Origin of the sequence: Pseudomonas sp. PDM04, assembly GCF_014851765.1 — a bacterium.
Taxonomy (GTDB): domain Bacteria; phylum Pseudomonadota; class Gammaproteobacteria; order Pseudomonadales; family Pseudomonadaceae; genus Aquipseudomonas.
The window spans coordinates 513,901-529,718 of the sequence record NZ_JACVAI010000001.1 but is presented as its reverse complement, the minus strand read 5'-3'; the positions used below and the strand labels follow the sequence as shown (position 1 = coordinate 529,718).

The 15,818-nt window shown below is 61.5% G+C and carries 11 protein-coding genes and 1 pseudogene; 8 read left to right on the top strand and 4 right to left on the bottom strand.

Going from position 1 to position 15,818, the window contains the following annotated elements; translation table 11 throughout:
* The first annotated feature begins 68 nt into the window (after positions 1-68).
* The 8 genes from ppsA to IB249_RS02385 all read left to right on the top strand — a co-directional run bounded on the left by ppsA (position 69) and on the right by IB249_RS02385 (position 8,218).
* Positions 69-2,444, top strand: a complete 2,376-nt coding sequence (gene ppsA, locus IB249_RS02420) for a phosphoenolpyruvate synthase (protein WP_192301920.1) — start codon at positions 69-71, stop codon at positions 2,442-2,444.
* 195 nt (positions 2,445-2,639) lie between these two features.
* Positions 2,640-3,629, top strand: coding sequence for an alpha/beta fold hydrolase (locus IB249_RS02415; RefSeq protein ID WP_192301919.1), 990 nt, complete (start codon positions 2,640-2,642; stop codon positions 3,627-3,629).
* Between the two features lie 121 nt (positions 3,630-3,750).
* Positions 3,751-4,242: a ribonuclease E activity regulator RraA gene (rraA, locus tag IB249_RS02410; RefSeq protein ID WP_192301918.1), complete on the top strand. Its 492-nt coding sequence runs from the start codon at positions 3,751-3,753 to the stop codon at positions 4,240-4,242.
* A gap of 21 nt (positions 4,243-4,263) precedes the next feature.
* The gene (locus IB249_RS02405; protein WP_192301917.1) at positions 4,264-5,259 is read left to right on the top strand and encodes a zinc transporter ZntB; all 996 of its coding nucleotides are present in this window, start codon (positions 4,264-4,266) and stop codon (positions 5,257-5,259) included.
* 63 nt (positions 5,260-5,322) lie between these two features.
* On the top strand, positions 5,323-5,571 hold the full coding sequence (locus tag IB249_RS02400; protein WP_077748196.1) for a CrfX protein: 249 nt from the start codon (positions 5,323-5,325) through the stop codon (positions 5,569-5,571).
* Positions 5,572-5,573: 2 nt separating this feature from the next.
* Positions 5,574-6,398 carry a mechanosensitive ion channel family protein gene (locus IB249_RS02395; protein WP_095165479.1) on the top strand — a complete coding sequence of 275 codons (825 nt, stop codon included), beginning with the start codon at positions 5,574-5,576 and terminating at the stop codon, positions 6,396-6,398.
* An 86-nt stretch (positions 6,399-6,484) separates the two neighbouring features.
* Positions 6,485-7,075, top strand: a complete 591-nt coding sequence (sigX, locus tag IB249_RS02390; RefSeq protein ID WP_092303030.1) for an RNA polymerase sigma factor SigX — start codon at positions 6,485-6,487, stop codon at positions 7,073-7,075.
* 108 nt (positions 7,076-7,183) lie between these two features.
* A complete protein-coding gene (locus IB249_RS02385; protein WP_192301916.1) occupies positions 7,184-8,218 on the top strand; it encodes an OmpA family protein in 1,035 nt (344 codons plus the stop codon).
* 98 nt (positions 8,219-8,316) lie between these two features.
* Here IB249_RS02385 and cobA read toward each other — a convergent pair whose 3' ends face one another.
* The 4 genes and pseudogenes from cobA to IB249_RS02365 form a co-directional block, all read right to left on the bottom strand.
* A complete protein-coding gene (gene cobA, locus IB249_RS02380) occupies positions 8,317-9,090 on the bottom strand; it encodes a uroporphyrinogen-III C-methyltransferase (RefSeq protein WP_192301915.1) in 774 nt (257 codons plus the stop codon).
* 10 nt (positions 9,091-9,100) lie between these two features.
* Entirely contained in the window at positions 9,101-11,818 is a 2,718-nt protein-coding gene (locus tag IB249_RS02375; RefSeq protein WP_192301914.1) for a nitrate reductase, read from the bottom strand.
* 50 nt (positions 11,819-11,868) lie between these two features.
* A pseudogene (locus tag IB249_RS02370) lies at positions 11,869-13,065 on the bottom strand (NAD(P)/FAD-dependent oxidoreductase); the annotation flags it as partial.
* Between the two features lie 1,082 nt (positions 13,066-14,147).
* Positions 14,148-15,818: a bifunctional protein-serine/threonine kinase/phosphatase gene (locus IB249_RS02365; RefSeq protein ID WP_192301912.1), complete on the bottom strand. Its 1,671-nt coding sequence runs from the start codon at positions 15,816-15,818 to the stop codon at positions 14,148-14,150.

Sequence of the window (15,818 nt, the reverse complement as noted above, 5' to 3'; positions counted from 1 at the left end):
GCTGGCAAATGCTCCTTTAGAGCCGCCAGCTTCTGAGCTTTTCCAACACAGTCAGTGGAGAGATCACCTTGGTAGAGTACGTAGTTTCCCTCGATAAGCTCGGCAAACACGATGTTGAGCATGTGGGGGGCAAGAACGCATCCCTGGGCGAGATGATCAGTAACCTCGCAGGTGCCGGTGTATCGGTACCCGGTGGCTTCGCCACGACCGCCCAGGCTTATCGTGATTTCCTGGAACTGAGCGGCCTGAACCAGCAGATTCACGACGCCCTCGATGCACTGGACGTCGACGATGTGAACGCCCTGGCCAAGACTGGCGCACAGATCCGTCAGTGGATCATGGACGCCGAATTCCCGGAAAAGCTGAACACCGAGATCCGTACCGCATTCGCCGCGCTGTCGGCCGGCAACCCCGACGTGGCCGTGGCCGTGCGCTCTTCCGCTACCGCCGAAGACTTGCCGGACGCCTCCTTCGCCGGCCAGCAGGAAACCTTCCTGAACATCCGCGGTGTCGACAACGTCATTCGCGCCGCCAAGGAAGTGTTTGCCTCTCTTTTCAACGACCGCGCCATTTCCTATCGCGTGCACCAGGGCTTCGACCACAAGCTGGTCGCCCTGTCGGCCGGCGTGCAGCGCATGGTCCGCTCCGAAACCGGCACCGCCGGCGTGATGTTCACCCTCGATACCGAGTCGGGTTTCCGTGACGTGGTATTCATCACCGGCGCCTACGGCCTGGGTGAAACCGTCGTGCAAGGCGCGGTGAACCCGGATGAATTCTACGTCCACAAGAACACCCTGACCGCCGGTCGTCCGGCGATCCTGCGCCGCAACCTGGGCAGCAAGGCCATCAAGATGATCTACGGCGACGAGGCCAAGGCCGGTCGTTCGGTCAAGACCGTCGATGTCGACAAGGCTGATCGCGCGCGTTTCTGCCTGACCGACGCCGAAGTCAGCGAGCTGGCCAAGCAGGCGATGATCATCGAGAAGCACTACCAGTGCCCGATGGACATCGAATGGGCCAAGGACGGTGACGACGGCAAGCTGTACATCGTGCAAGCCCGTCCGGAAACCGTGAAGAGCCGCACCCAGGCCAACGTCATGGAGCGTTACCTGCTGAAGGAAACCGGCACCGTGCTGGTGGAAGGCCGCGCCATTGGCCAGCGCATCGGCGCCGGCAAGGTTCGCATCATCAAGGACGTGTCCGAGATGGACAAGGTCCAGGTCGGCGACGTCCTGGTCTCCGACATGACCGACCCGGATTGGGAACCGGTCATGAAGCGCGCCAGCGCCATCGTCACCAACCGTGGCGGTCGTACCTGCCACGCGGCGATCATCGCCCGTGAACTGGGGATTCCGGCCGTGGTCGGTTGCGGCAATGCCACCGAACTGCTGAAGGAAGGCCAGGGCGTCACCGTTTCCTGCGCCGAAGGCGACACCGGCTACATCTTCGAAGGCGAGCTGGGCTTCGACATCAAGAAGAACTCCGTCGATGCGATGCCGGACCTGCCGTTCAAGATCATGATGAACGTCGGCAATCCGGACCGCGCCTTTGACTTCGCGCAACTGCCGAACGCCGGTGTGGGCCTGGCCCGCCTGGAGTTCATCATCAACCGCATGATCGGCGTGCACCCCAAGGCGCTGTTGAACTACGACGGCCTGCCACAGGACATCAAGGACAGCGTCGACAAGCGCATTGCCGGCTACAACGACCCGGTCGGCTTCTACGTCGAGAAGCTGGTCGAGGGCATCAGCACCCTGGCCGCAGCGTTCTGGCCGAAAAAGGTCATCGTGCGCCTGTCGGACTTCAAGTCCAACGAATACGCCAACCTGATCGGCGGCAAGCTCTACGAGCCGGAAGAAGAAAACCCGATGCTGGGCTTCCGCGGGGCTTCGCGTTACATCAGCGAATCGTTCCGTGACTGCTTCGAACTCGAATGCCGCGCCCTCAAGCGCGTGCGCAACGAGATGGGCCTGACCAACGTCGAAATCATGGTGCCGTTCGTCCGTACCCTGGGTGAAGCGAGCCAGGTCGTGGACCTGCTGGCGGAGAAAGGCCTGGCCCGTGGTGAAAACGGCCTGCGCATCATCATGATGTGCGAGTTGCCGTCCAACGCCATCCTCGCCGAAGAATTCCTCGAGTACTTCGACGGCTTCTCCATCGGTTCCAACGACCTGACCCAGCTGACCCTGGGCCTGGACCGTGACTCCGGGATCATCGCGCACCTGTTCGACGAGCGTAACCCGGCGGTCAAGAAGCTGCTGGCCAACGCCATTGCCGCGTGCAACAAGGCCGGCAAATACATCGGCATTTGCGGCCAGGGCCCTTCGGACCACCCTGACCTGGCCAAGTGGCTGATGGAGCAGGGCATCGAAAGCGTTTCGTTGAACCCGGATTCCGTGCTGGAAACCTGGTTCTTCCTGGCAGAAGGTCAAGCTTCGGCCTGACAGGCACGGACGGTCGCTCTTGGGTGGGAGCGAGCCTGCTCGCGATGGACGTAAACGATGACTCGGGCAGCCTGGATGCCTGCGTTGTTCGCGCCTCCATCGCGAGCAGGCTCGCTCCCACATTGATCGGCCTGTCTGGATTTTCAAGTAGGGCGGGCTCTTCAAGGATGCCGCCCTTTTTTGTGCAAGAGCATTATGCAAAGCAGCAGCAACCTGTTTCCTGTCGCCCTGATCAGCGCCGAGCGGCGCGGCGATCTGAGCGAAGATGTCTATCGATTGAAACCGGGCAACAGCCCTGACGGTACGGTCGAACTGGCCGTCACGCGCCTGGGCATGGCCGATGAGCCAGCGGTGTGCGGTGTGCCGGTGATTCTGTTGCACGGCAGTTTTTCCAACCGCCGTTTCTGGTTCTCGCCCAAGGGCGTGGGGCTGGGGGCTCACCTGGCGCGCCTGGGGTTCGACGTGTGGATCGCGGAGATGCGAGGCCACGGCCTGTCCCAGCGCAACCAGGACTACCGCAAGAACCGTGTCGCCGACTATGCACGTTACGATCTGCCGGCCATTGGCGCGTTCGTGCGTGAGCAGAGTGGCCAGATTCCCCACTGGATCGGTCATTCCCTGGGCGGCATTACCCTGGCGGCGGCGCTGGGCGGCGAATACATCGGCGAGCCGGTGGTGGCTTCGGCGGCGTTTTTCGGGACGCAAGTCAGCCGCACCTACTGGCCGTTGAAGATTCCGCCGGTGGAGTGGGGTGGGCGCTTCATTCTCAAGCGCTTTGCCCAGCTCTCCGGTTCACGGCTCAAGCGCGGCCCGGAGGACGAGCCGATTGGCCTGGCCCTGGAAAGCATGCGCTGGTACGGGCTGTTCGGGCGCTTTGGCGATCGCGACAAGGATTGGTGGGCGGGGCTGGCCAACGTTCAGGTGCCGGTGCTGGCCGTGAGTGCGGCGGGCGATCATCAGGATCCGGCGTGGGCCTGTCGCAAGCTGTTCGATCAACTGGGTTCCGAGCACAAGCAGTTCATCAACCTGGGGCGAGAGCAGGGTTTTGGCGACAATTTCGGTCACGTGGAAATGCTCATCAGCAAAGTCGCACAGGCCGAAGTGTGGCCATTGGTGGTGCGCTGGTTGAACGACCCGCACACACCGTTGCTGGGCGACAAGGTGGATTTGGCCGCAGCGGTCTGAGCCCGATGCTCTATCAAGGGCATTTCGCTCAGACCGGCTTGCGGCTAAGATATGACGCATTGCGCTTTTCCGGTCACTTTGCGACATCCTCGATTGTCTTCCTCTTTACAGGAGTTTCTCGATGAACCATTACCTTACGCCTGACCTGTGCGACGCCTATCCGGAGCTGGTTCAGGTGCTGGAGCCGATGTTCAGCAATTTCGGTGGCCGCGATTCCTTCGGTGGTGAAATCGTGACCATCAAGTGCTTCGAAGACAACTCGCTGGTCAAGGAGCAAGCCGAGCTCAAGGGCAACGGCAAGGTGCTGGTGGTCGATGGCGGTGGTTCCCTGCGCCGTGCATTGCTGGGCGACATGATCGCCGAGAAAGCGGCAAAGAACGGCTGGGAAGGCCTGGTGATCTACGGTTGCATCCGCGACGTCGATGTCATCGCGCAAACGGATCTGGGCGTCCAGGCCCTGGCCAGCCACCCGATGAAAACCGAAAAGCGCGGCCTCGGCGACCTCAACGTCGCGGTGACCTTTGCCGGTGTGACCTTCCACCCAGGCCACTACCTCTATGCGGACAACAACGGCGTGATCGTCTCGCCCAGCCCGCTGCAGATGCCAGCATAAGATTTGACCCAAGGAATGCGGATGTTCGAGGAAGACAACGCGCAGTGGGGGCTGGTGCATGCCCTGGTGCTGGATGGCAAGGGCGGTGCGCGTTCGATAGCCCGGACTGAACTCGATGACTTGCAGTTGCAGACGCATGAAAGCCTGTGGCTGCACTGGGACCGCAGTCACCCGCAAACACAGACCTGGCTGCGCAAATCCAGCGGCCTGAGCGAGTTTGCCTGTGACCTGTTGCTGGAAGAAAATACCCGTCCGCGTCTTTTACAGCTGACTGACAGCGAACTGCTGCTATTTTTGCGTGGGGTGAACCTCAATCCCGGGGCCGAGCCGGAAGACATGGTCTCGGTGCGGATCTTCGCTTCGGCGCAACGGGTGATTTCCCTGCGTCTGCGTCCGCTGCGTGCCACCGATGAATTGCTGGTGCAACTGGCTGAAGGCAAGGGGCCGAAAACCGCCTCCGAACTCATCCTTTATATGGCTCAGTACCTCACCCATAAAGTGCAGGATCTGGTCAGTTGCCTCTCGGAAGTGGTCGATGAGGAAGAAGAAAAACTGGATGCCGACGAACGGTATACCCCGGAGCACGGCTCCATTTTGCAGATCCGTCGCAGGGCTGCCGGGCTTAAGCGTTTCCTGGCGCCGCAGCGGGACATTTTCGGTCAACTGACCCGGATAAAACTGCCGTGGTTCGTCGAGGACGATGGCGACTACTGGAACGAATTGAACAACAGCCTGACCCGTTATCTCGAGGAGCTGGAATTGACGCGCGAGCGGGTGGGGCTGGTCCTGGAGGCCGAAGACCGGCGTTTGAGCGTGCGCATGAATCGCACGATGTACCGCTTCGGAATCATCACCGGGATCTTTTTGCCGATGAGTTTTCTGACCGGTCTGTTGGGGATCAATGTGGGCGGCATTCCGTTTTCTGCCAGCCCCTACGGCTTCATGGTTGCCTGTCTGTTGATGGCATTGGTGGCGCTGGGCCAATGGTGGTTGTTCCGACGTTTGCGCTGGGTCTGACGATGCCCCATGTGACCCGTGCAAATCTGGCCGCGTCTTTCACAGACATCACGAGAGGTGCGTATGCACGATCCGTTTGAACAGTCTTTGCGCGACATGCTGAACGCTTCACCGTCCACCCGTGACGACGATGCGTGCCTGGGCCGCGTCCTGAAAACCGCCAACCGCCAGGTTGGCGCCGGCGATCTGTTCAGCCTGCTGGGGCGCTGGCTGCCCGCGCTGATGATCGCCTTGAACAATGGATCGGCCCATGTCTCGCCGGTTTCCCGTCACCGTAAACCTACCGCTCGCACTGCTGATAAGGCTGATTGAATATGGAACTTGATCTCTGGACACAGAGCCTCGTCACTGCAATGACTGCGTTATGGACCAAGGTCGCCAACTTCATTCCGAACCTGTTTGGCGCACTGGTCGTGCTGCTGCTGGGTTTCGTCGTGGCGAAACTTCTGGACACTTTGCTGTCCAAGTTGCTCGCCAAGCTGGGCCTCGATCGCCTGATGGGCGGTACCGGTCTGACAAAACTGATGTCCCGGGCCGGCCTGCAGGTGCCGATCTCGACGCTGATCGGTAAAATCGTCTATTGGTTCGTTCTGCTGATTTTTCTGGTTTCTGCCGCAGAATCCCTTGGACTTGAGCGGGTTTCAGCTACGCTCGACATGCTGGCGCTGTATTTGCCGAAAGTATTCGGTGCCGCGCTGGTGCTGCTGGTAGGTGTCCTGCTGGCACAATTGGCCAACGGCCTGGTGCGTGGCGCCGCCGAAGGCGTGGGCCTGGACTACGCGGCGGGCCTGGGGCGGATTGCCCAGGGCCTGGTGATCATCATCAGTATTTCGGTCGCGATCAGCCAGTTGGAGGTCAAGACTGACCTGCTCAACCATGTGATCGTGATCGTTTTGATTACCGTTGGTCTGGCTGTCGCGCTGGCCATGGGGTTGGGGAGCCGGGAAATTGCCGGTCAGATTCTTGCGGGAATCTATGTGCGTGAGTTGTATCAGGTTGGGCAACAAGTGCGTGTTGGCGAGGTCGAAGGGCAGATCGAGGAGATCGGCACGGTTAAAACCACATTGCTGACCGATGAGGGTGAGCTAGTCTCTCTCTCCAATCGGATTCTCCTGGAGCAGCATGTGAGTAGCCGCTAACCCGGCAAACCCTGCTAATGTATGCCGCCGCGAAATGCCCTGAAGGGCTGCGGCGGACATTGACCTGACTGTCGGCCTGACTTGTTTTGAATAAAGCTCAACCGCTCTCCACGCGCTACGACCCCCGCGAGCTCTCTGATGAGGAGTTGGTCGCGCGCTCGCATACCGAGCTGTTTCACGTGACGCGCGCCTATGAAGAATTGATGCGGCGTTACCAGCGAACATTATTTAACGTCTGTGCACGATATCTTGGGAACGATCGCGACGCGGACGATGTCTGTCAGGAAGTGATGTTGAAGGTGCTGTATGGGCTGAAGAATTTCGAGGGGAAATCGAAGTTCAAGACATGGCTATATAGCATCACGTACAACGAATGCATCACGCAGTATCGGAAAGAACGGCGAAAGCGTCGCTTGATGGATGCTTTGAGTCTTGACCCCCTCGAGGAAGCGTCTGAAGAAAAGGCGCCGAAACCCGAGGAAAAGGGTGGACTTGATCGCTGGTTGGTGCATGTGAACCCGATTGACCGTGAAATTCTGGTGCTACGATTTGTCGCAGAGCTGGAGTTTCAGGAGATCGCAGACATCATGCATATGGGTTTGAGTGCAACAAAAATGCGTTACAAACGTGCTCTAGATAAATTGCGTGAGAAATTTGCAGGTATTGCTGAAACTTAGTTCGGCGCAAATTATCTCTTACGTGTAGGCAAGTTCTGATAGAATTGCCGCCGAGTTGTCCCCCGGTTTGCGGGACTGATTCACAATCACCAGATGGGGATTTAACGGATGAAACTGAAAAACACCTTGGGCTTGGCCATTGGTTCTTTGATTGCGGCCACTTCGGTCGGCGCACTGGCACAAGGCCAAGGCGCAGTTGAAATCGAAGGTTTCGCGAAGAAAGAGTACTACGACAGCCAACGCGATTTCAAAAACGACGGCAACCTGTTCGGTGGTTCGGTTGGTTACTTCCTGACCGACGACGTTGAACTGCGTCTGGGCTACGACGAAGTGCACAACGTGCGTAGCGACTCTGGCAAGAACATCAAGGGCTCCAACACTGCCCTGGACGCTCTGTACCACTTCAACAACCCAGGCGACATGCTGCGTCCGTACGTCTCCGCTGGTTTCTCTGACCAGAGCATCGGCCAGAACGATCGCGGTGGTCGTGACGGTTCCACCTTCGCCAACGTTGGCGGCGGTGCCAAGCTGTACTTCACTGACAACTTCTACGCCCGTGCCGGCGTTGAAGCTCAGTACAACATCGACAAGGGCGACACCGAGTGGGCTCCTAGCGTCGGTATCGGTGTGAACTTCGGTGGCGGCTCCAAGCCTGCTGCTGCTCCAGTTCCAGCACCGGCTGAAGTCTGCTCCGACAGCGACAACGATGGCGTTTGCGACAACGTTGACAAGTGCCCTGACACCCCAGCCAACGTCACTGTTGACGCTGATGGCTGCCCAGCCGTTGCTGAAGTTGTCCGCGTAGAGCTGGACGTCAAGTTCGATTTCGACAAATCTGTTGTTAAAACCAACAGCTACGGCGACATCAAGAACCTGGCTGACTTCATGAAGCAGTACCCATCCACCACCACTACTGTTGAAGGTCACACTGACTCCGTCGGTCCTGACGCTTACAACCAGAAACTGTCCGAGCGTCGTGCAAACGCCGTTAAGCAGGTTCTGACCAACCAGTACGGTGTTGAGTCGTCCCGCGTTCAGTCCGTTGGCTACGGCGAATCCCGCCCAGTTGCTGACAACGCCACTGAAGCTGGCCGCGCTGTTAACCGTCGCGTAGAAGCGCAGGTTGAAGCTCAAGCTAAGTAATTAGCTCGCAGCTCTGAGAAAAGCCCGGCTCAGGCCGGGCTTTTCTTTGTCTGCGATTTGGGTTTTGAAGAGCGCCAGCTGACGGCTTGGGTTTAATTTCAAGCCTGGTAGCCAACGGCGCGCGTCTGTTCATCGCGAGCAGGCTCGCTCCCACAGGACTGGCTGGTTGCGGCGGCGACGGCGCCGATCACCAGGATGGCAGGGCTTTTCAGCTCGAAGTGACGGGCGTCCTCTTCCATGGCGCTCAGGTCGCTGCGGCATTCTCGCTGATGCGCCAAAGAAGCGTTTTCGATCATGGCCACGGGCGTATCCGCCGCCAGGCCTCCCAGCAGCAATTGCTCGCGTATTTCACTCAGCTTGGCCACGCCCATGTAGACCACCAGGGTCGTACCGCCCTGGGCCAAGGCCTTCCAGTTCAGGCTGCTGCCATCCTGAGTGTGGGCCGTCACCAGCGTCACACCTCGGGCGACGCCCCTCAGGGTCAGCGGAATATCGCACTGTGTCGCGCCCGCCAGCCCGGCCGTGATGCCATTGACCAGCTCGACCTTCACGCCGCGCTCGCGCAGCCACTGCGCCTCTTCTCCGCCCCGGCCAAAAATGCACGGATCGCCACCCTTGAGCCGCACCACGCATTTGCCCTGGCGGGCGTAACGCAGCATCAACCGATGGATGAATGCCTGTGGCGTGGAGCGGCAGCCACCGCGTTTGCCCACGGCAATGATCCGCGCACGAGGGCAATGCTCGAGAACGGCTTCGTTCACCAGATCGTCGATCAGTACCACGTCCGCTTCGTTCAAGGCCCGAACAGCCTTGAGGGTCAACAATTCCGGATCGCCGGGACCCGCACCCACCAGCCAGACTTTTGCGCTCATAGTGTTTTCCTCACGAGGTGACGGCGACCGGCTGCGCAGTGGCGGCCAGCAAACGCTTGATTTCCGGAACACAGGAGCCGCATTGCGTGCCGCAGCCCAGCGTCTGTTTCAAACCTTGCAGATCCAGGCCACGGCGGATGCCGGCACAGACCGCGTCCTGGCTGACGTTCTTGCAGTTGCACAGGGTTTTGTTGCCGCTGGTCGCTGCGCTGGCGTTGCCTGGCGGCGCGCTCAGCGGTGCGAGCAACCAGCGACGCAGTGGTTCGTCGACTCGGCCTTGCAACCACAAGTCCTGCAACCAGTGTTGGGCAAGGGTTTCGCCGGCCAGGCGAATCGCCGTGATGCGGCCGTTGTCGATACGTACCCGTTTGCCGATGGCGCGCCGAGGATCGTCGTAGGCCAGGACCGGGCCCTCGTCGAGCCCCAGGCAGCGGTCGATGTCGCGCAGCACTTGTACATCGGGCGCAGCGGCGTTGGCAGCGCGGATCAGCAGTGCGGGGCGCTCGCGGCCGGTCAGACTGAGGCTGGCGTAGGAAAACGCCTCACACAGCGGTCGCAGGGTCTCGAAGTGGTGTTGCACATTGCCTTCGATCAGGGCGAAGAACGTCCACGGCAGGTCTACGGGGTCGAGTCTTACGCCGGTGTGCTTGAGCTCCGGTTGTTTGGACAGCGGGTCGAACGCCGGTTGGGTGATGCGGTTGACCCCGCCTTTGAGAAAGCGATCCCCCCAGTGCATGGGCAGGAATGCCTGGCCGGGGCGCACGCTGTCGTCGCCTCCGACGGCGACAATCACTGCGCCACGACGGCTTTTCAGACTGACCAGTTCGCCGGGTTGCAATCCATGCTGCTGCAAATCGTCCGGATGCAGGCTCAGCACGGCTTCACTGACATGCCCGAACAATTGCGCGGCGGTGCCGGTGCGGCTCATGCCGTGCCATTGATCGCGCAGGCGACCGGTGATCAGCGTCAGCGGGAAGTCGCCGTCGCGTTGTTCCTTGGCGGCGCAATACGGATCGGCGATGAACCGCGCGCGTCCGCTGGCGGTGGGGAACCCCCCGTCGGTATAAAGCCGTGGCGTGCCTTCACTCGCGCCAGCGGGGAAGGGCCACTGCTGTGGACCGAGGCGATCGATCAGCGCATGGCTGATGCCCGACAGATCCAGGTCACGCCCACGGGTCAGTTGTTTGTATTCATCGAAGAGCTGCGCCGGGGCGTCGAAGGCAAACAGGGATGGCTGCCCGGGGCGTAACAGTTTTTCCAGACGCTGTGCGAAATCCACGGTGATTGCCCAGTCGGGACGTGCTTCACCGGGTGCAGCCACTGCCCGTCGCACGTGGGAAATCCGCCGCTCCGAGTTGGTCACCGTGCCTTCCTTCTCCCCCCAACTGGCGGCGGGTAACAGCAGGTCGGCAAACCCGGCGGTTTCGGTGGTCCGAAAGGCTTCCTGCAATACCACGAACGGACAGGCTTGAAGCGCGGCGCGCACGGCATTCTGGTCCGGCATCGATTGCGCGGGATTGGTACAGGCGATCCACAACGCCTTGATGGTGCCGTTACGCACCTGCTCGAACAATTCGACAGCCGGGAGGCCAGTGTTCTCGGGCAGTTGATCGACGCCCCAGTAAGCCGCCACTTCAGCGCGATGTTCGGCATTGGCGGCTTCGCGGTGCCCGGGCAGCAGGTTGGAAAGGCTGCCGGTTTCGCGACCGCCCATGGCATTCGGCTGACCGGTCAGGGAGAAAGGTCCCGCACCCGGACGACCGATTTGTCCGGTGGCCAGGTGCAGGTTGATCAGTGCGCTGTTTTTCGCGCTGCCGGCAGTGGACTGGTTCAGGCCCATGCACCACAGTGACAGGAAGCTGGGGGAGGTGCCGATCCAGTGTGCACATTGCTGCAGTTGCTCAACGTCGATGGCGCACAACTGCGACACCACCTGCGGGGTGTAGTCGCGTACCAGCTCTTTCAGTTCCGCGAGCCCTTCGGTATGGGCCTCGATGAAGTCGCGGTCGATCCAGCCTTCCCACAGCAACAGGTAAAGGATCCCATGGAACAGGGCGACATCGGTGCCCGGCAGAATCGCCAGGTGCAGGTCGGCCAGATCGCAGGTGTCGGTGCGACGAGGGTCGATGACGATGACTTTCATCTCGGGGCGGTGCGCCTTGGCCTCTTCCAGGCGACGAAACAGGACCGGGTGGGCGTAGGCCATGTTGCTGCCGACAATCATCACGCAGTCGCTCGATTCCAGGTCCTCGTAGCTGCACGGGGGGGCATCGGCGCCCAGGCTGCGCTTGTAGCCGACCACTGCCGATGACATGCACAGCCGCGAATTGCTGTCGATGTTGTTGGTGCCGACCAGTGCCCGCGCCAGTTTGTTGAAGCTGTAGTAATCCTCGGTCAGCAATTGCCCGGAGATGTAGAACGCGACGCTGTCCGGGCCGTGTTCGGCGAGGGTGCTGGCGAACACGCTGGCGGCGTGATCGAGGGCGCTGTCCCAATCGGTGCGGCTGCGCGCCAGGCCTTTGCCCAGGCGCAGTTCCGGGTACAACGCGCGGGCCGCGAGGTCGCCGGTCAGCTGCAGGGTCGAGCCCTTGCTGCACAGTTTGCCGAGGTTAGCCGGGTGTGCCGGATCGCCACTGACACCGAGGATGCGCTCGCCGTCATGTTCGATCAGCACGCCGCAGCCGACGCCGCAGTAGCAGCAGGTGGACGCGGTGGTCTGGCGGTTCATCAGCTGGCTTCCCGCAGGTGATGCTGCATGTCGTCATTCGGTTGCAGGCGACCGAACATCAGACGATCGCGGATGGCGGCAATGTCGAGGTTCTCGCGGATCTGCTGGAAATACTCGCCGCCATCCACCGTGTCGCCGTACAGGCAGGCGCCGACCAGCACGTCGTCCTTGATCACCAGCTTCTTGTAGATGCCGCTGATCGGGTCGCTGAGGGTGATGGTTTCGGTGCCTTCGCCCCCCATGAAGTCGCCGGCGGAAAACAGGTCGATGCCGGTCACTTTCAGTTTGGTCGCAGTCACCGAGCCCTTGTAGGTGGCGAAGCCCAGACGGGCCAGGTGGTTGGCGCAGACCTTGGCCTGTTCGAACAGTGGCGCGACCAGGCCATAGGCCGTACCCCGGTGGCTGGCGCATTCGCCGATGGCATAGACCCTTGGGTCATAGGTTTGCATCGTGTCATTGACCAGAATCCCGCGATGGCAGGGCAGGCCGGATTTCTCCGCGAGTTCGGTCGCCGGACGGATGCCGGCGGCCATGACCACCAGGTCGGCGGGGATGAGGTCGCCGTTGCTGAATTCCACTGAACCGACCCGGCCATTGCCGGCATCGTGCAACGCCCTGGTTTGCTCGCGAAGACGAAAATGCAGGCCACGCGCTTCGAGCGCAGTTTGCAGCATACGGCCGCTGACGTTATCCAGTTGCCGCTCCAGCAGCCACTCGCCGTTGTGCACCACGGTGACGTGCATGCCGCGCAGCATCAGGCCGTTCGCCGCTTCCAGGCCGAGCAGGCCGCCGCCGATCACCACCGCGTGGCGGTGGGTCCTGGCGGTGTCGATCATCAGTCGGGTGTCGGCGATGTCGCGGTAGCCGATTACGCCGTGCAGGGTGTTGCCCGGAATCGGCAATATGAAAGGGGTCGAACCGGTGGCGATCAGCAGGCGATCGTATTCGGCTTCGGTGCCGTCTTCGGCGATGACCCGGCGCTTGATCCGGTCGATCTGTACCACTTTGCGGTTGAGCAGCAGCTTGATGCCGTGGCCCTGATACCAGTTCAGGTCGTTGAGCACGATGTCTTCGAAGGTTTGCTCACCCGCGAGCACTGGCGACAGCAGGATGCGGTTGTAGTTGGCGTGGGGCTCGGCGCCAAAGACAGTGATGTCGTACAGCTCGTCACTCAGCTTGAGCAACTCTTCGAGGGTACGAACGCCGGCCATGCCGTTGCCGATCATCACCAGTTTGAGTTTTTTCATCAGCTTCTCCCGCGTGTTCGACAAATCGCGCGCAAACAAAAAAGGCGTCCCGCCAGTAATCTAGCGAGGACGCCTTTGTCCGGATCCCGTTCTCTCGGGAAGCGCACCCTTCATCGTTGAAGGCTGGGCTTTGTATGTGATGCAAGAGTTAATGCAGCGGTTGTGCCAAGTCGTCCCGGTGCCGGTTTTATTGGGGAGGGGGCGTGGGCAGGGGGCGGGCGGTGCACCGAATCGAAGCGGATTGCCCGGTAATGGAGCGGGGGCTGGTGGGGCTGGTCGGCTGTTATCGCGGTTCATGGACAGGGTGAATATCCATTGTTGGGGTAACGGCTACTTAAGGTTCCGCCCTTACGGCGGGTCACTTTGGGGCCCCAAAGTAACCAAAAGGCTCTGCCCCTGACGTTCGGTGCCTCGCCTAGGCTCGGCATCCCCTCGCTCCGGTCCTGCTCCGTGGGCCCGCCGCCATCGGCCATCCATGGCCGGCGGCGGCTACCGCGGCATCCCTGCCGCGGTGCCCACTGCGCAGAACCTCCACTCGGCCTCTCGAGGGGGCGTGCACCGCCACAGCACCCGAGGCGGCCTACCGGCCGGCCTGGCTCTCAAGATGTACGCGACCCCCTGTAGGAGCGAGCTTGCTCCGGGCGGCGTTCCGACGAAAAACGGCCAGGCACCGCAAGCATCCAGATACCCCCGTGTCATCGTTCACAACCATCGCGAGCAGGCTCGCTCCCACAGAAAAGCCGACCTGTTATGCATTTGGCTTTGCTTTTGATCTGGCTTTTGATCTTGATCTGCCCCATCGGAAGGCCGAGCGCAGGTTCTGCGCAGTGGGCAAACCGGCATGGATGCCGGTTTAGCCGCCCCCGGCCATGGATGGCCGATGGCGGCGGGCCCACGGAGCAGGACGGGAGCGAGGGAACCCTGAGCCTAAGCGAAGGGCCGTACGTCAGGGGATTGAAGCCCTTTGGTTACTTTGGGGCCCCAAAGGGACCCGCCGTAAGGGCGGAACCATAACCCGCCATCACCCAAAAAACGGATATTCACCCAACTCAACTCAACTCAACTCAACGCCCCAACCCCACCTACCCGTGAAACAAAAAAACCAATAACACCAGATTCCCTGCCAACGACAACAACGCCAACGTCCGCCACACCTTCAACGGTTCGCGCTCCAGCAGCGGTCTGGGTCTCACGCTCAGGCTGCGCCGTTCACCCTGTTCCAATACCAGCAGCCATTCCTCCGCCGTCTCGAAACGTTGCCCCGGGTCCGCCGCCACCGCGCGTTCCAGGCTGTGTGCGACCCATTCCGGCAAGTCGGGGCGGTAGCGATTGGCACTCACCGGCACGCCAAACCGTGGACGCTGGAAGGCTTCGATTTCGCCGTAGGGGTAGTGCCCGGTCAGGAGGAAATACAAGGTCACGCCCACCGCGTACAAGTCCTGTTGCGGCGTGGGTGGATCACCGCGAAAGGCCTCCGGTGCGATGTAACTGGGCGTTCCGGGCAACGCCGAGGGCTGATCCTCGGACAGGCCGGGGCAGTAGGCCAGGCCGAAGTCCAGCAGGCGCAGCTCGCCGTCGTCCCCCAACAGCAGGTTCTCCGGCTTGATATCGCGGTGCAGGATCTGCCGGCGATGCAGCATGCCCACCGCGCGCAGCAGGCGCTCCGCCAGGTCCAGCCATTGCGCCAGCGGCAGCGTTGCATTGCCTTCAACCCGTTGCGCCAGGGTCGAACCGGCGTATTCGCGCATCACGTAATACAAATGCTGGCGTTGACTGCTGGCGTGCACCTCGGGGAAATGCCGCCCGGCGACCCGTTTGAGAAACCATTCCTCGGACAGCAACGCCTGCCCGGCCAGGTGATCGTCGTGCAGGGCCGCCGGCAGGGTTTTCAACAGCCAGGGTTGCTGCTGGGCGTCGCGGACCCGATAGAGCCGCGACTGCTGGCTCTGCCCGACGATCCCTTCGACCTGCCAGCCCTCGAAGACCTGGCCCGGTTTCAACGCAGGCGGCAAGGGCCATTGCTGCAAATGAATCAGCGCATCGCCGATGCTGGTTTCGCCGAGGGCATCGACCCGCACCAACAGGGCGCTGGCATTGTCCTGGCTGCCGGCCAGATGCGCCGCGTTCACCAGGGTTTGCGCGGCGCTCTGCAGGTCCGGTTGATCGCGCAGGATGGCGGCGATGGCGGTGTCGCCCAGCACGGCCCAGATGCCGTCGCTGAGCAGCACGAAACGCTCATCGAGGCGCAACTCGCCGTCGAGGAAATCCAGCACCAGATGCTGGTCGAGACCCAGGGCGCGTTTCAGCACATGCTGCATCCCCGGTTGGTCCCAGACATGGTCTTCGCTGATCCGTTGCAACTGATCGGCGTGCCAGCGGTACACCCGGCAGTCGCCGACATGGGCCAGGGTGAACCGCCGGCCACGCATGACCAGGGCACTGACCGTGGTCAGCAGCGGTTGCCCGCCGCCGTTGGCCTGCAACCAGCGATTCTGCGCCAGCAACAGGCGGTCCAGCGCCTGGGCGACGCCCCAGGTTTCCGGGGTGGCGTAATAGTCCAGGGCCAATGCCTGCAAGGTCGAGCGGGCAGCCAGCCCGCCATCGGCGCACTGGCTGACGCCGTCGGCGATGGCGAACAAGTAACCCTTGCTCGCCGCCAGCGCCGGTGCCGGCGTGACCAGGCGCAAGGCGTCCTGGTTCTCCTCGCGGGGGCCGATGGCGCTGGCTTCGGCAAAACTCAGCTGCAGGCTCAT

Excerpts from the sequence above, each read along its gene's own strand:
- IB249_RS02415 (WP_192301919.1), top strand. The coding sequence starts at position 2,640 with ATGCAAAGCAGCAGCAACCTGTTTCCTGTCGCCCTGATCAGCGCCGAG.
- rraA (WP_192301918.1), top strand. The coding sequence starts at position 3,751 with ATGAACCATTACCTTACGCCTGACCTGTGCGACGCCTATCCGGAGCTG.
- IB249_RS02405 (WP_192301917.1), top strand. The coding sequence starts at position 4,264 with ATGTTCGAGGAAGACAACGCGCAGTGGGGGCTGGTGCATGCCCTGGTG.
- IB249_RS02400 (WP_077748196.1), top strand. The coding sequence starts at position 5,323 with ATGCACGATCCGTTTGAACAGTCTTTGCGCGACATGCTGAACGCTTCA.
- IB249_RS02395 (WP_095165479.1), top strand. The coding sequence starts at position 5,574 with ATGGAACTTGATCTCTGGACACAGAGCCTCGTCACTGCAATGACTGCG.
- IB249_RS02385 (WP_192301916.1), top strand. The coding sequence starts at position 7,184 with ATGAAACTGAAAAACACCTTGGGCTTGGCCATTGGTTCTTTGATTGCG.
- cobA (WP_192301915.1), bottom strand. The coding sequence starts at position 9,090 with ATGAGCGCAAAAGTCTGGCTGGTGGGTGCGGGTCCCGGCGATCCGGAA.
- IB249_RS02375 (WP_192301914.1), bottom strand. The coding sequence starts at position 11,818 with ATGAACCGCCAGACCACCGCGTCCACCTGCTGCTACTGCGGCGTCGGC.
- IB249_RS02365 (WP_192301912.1), bottom strand. The coding sequence starts at position 15,818 with ATGAGCCTGCAGCTGAGTTTTGCCGAAGCCAGCGCCATCGGCCCCCGC.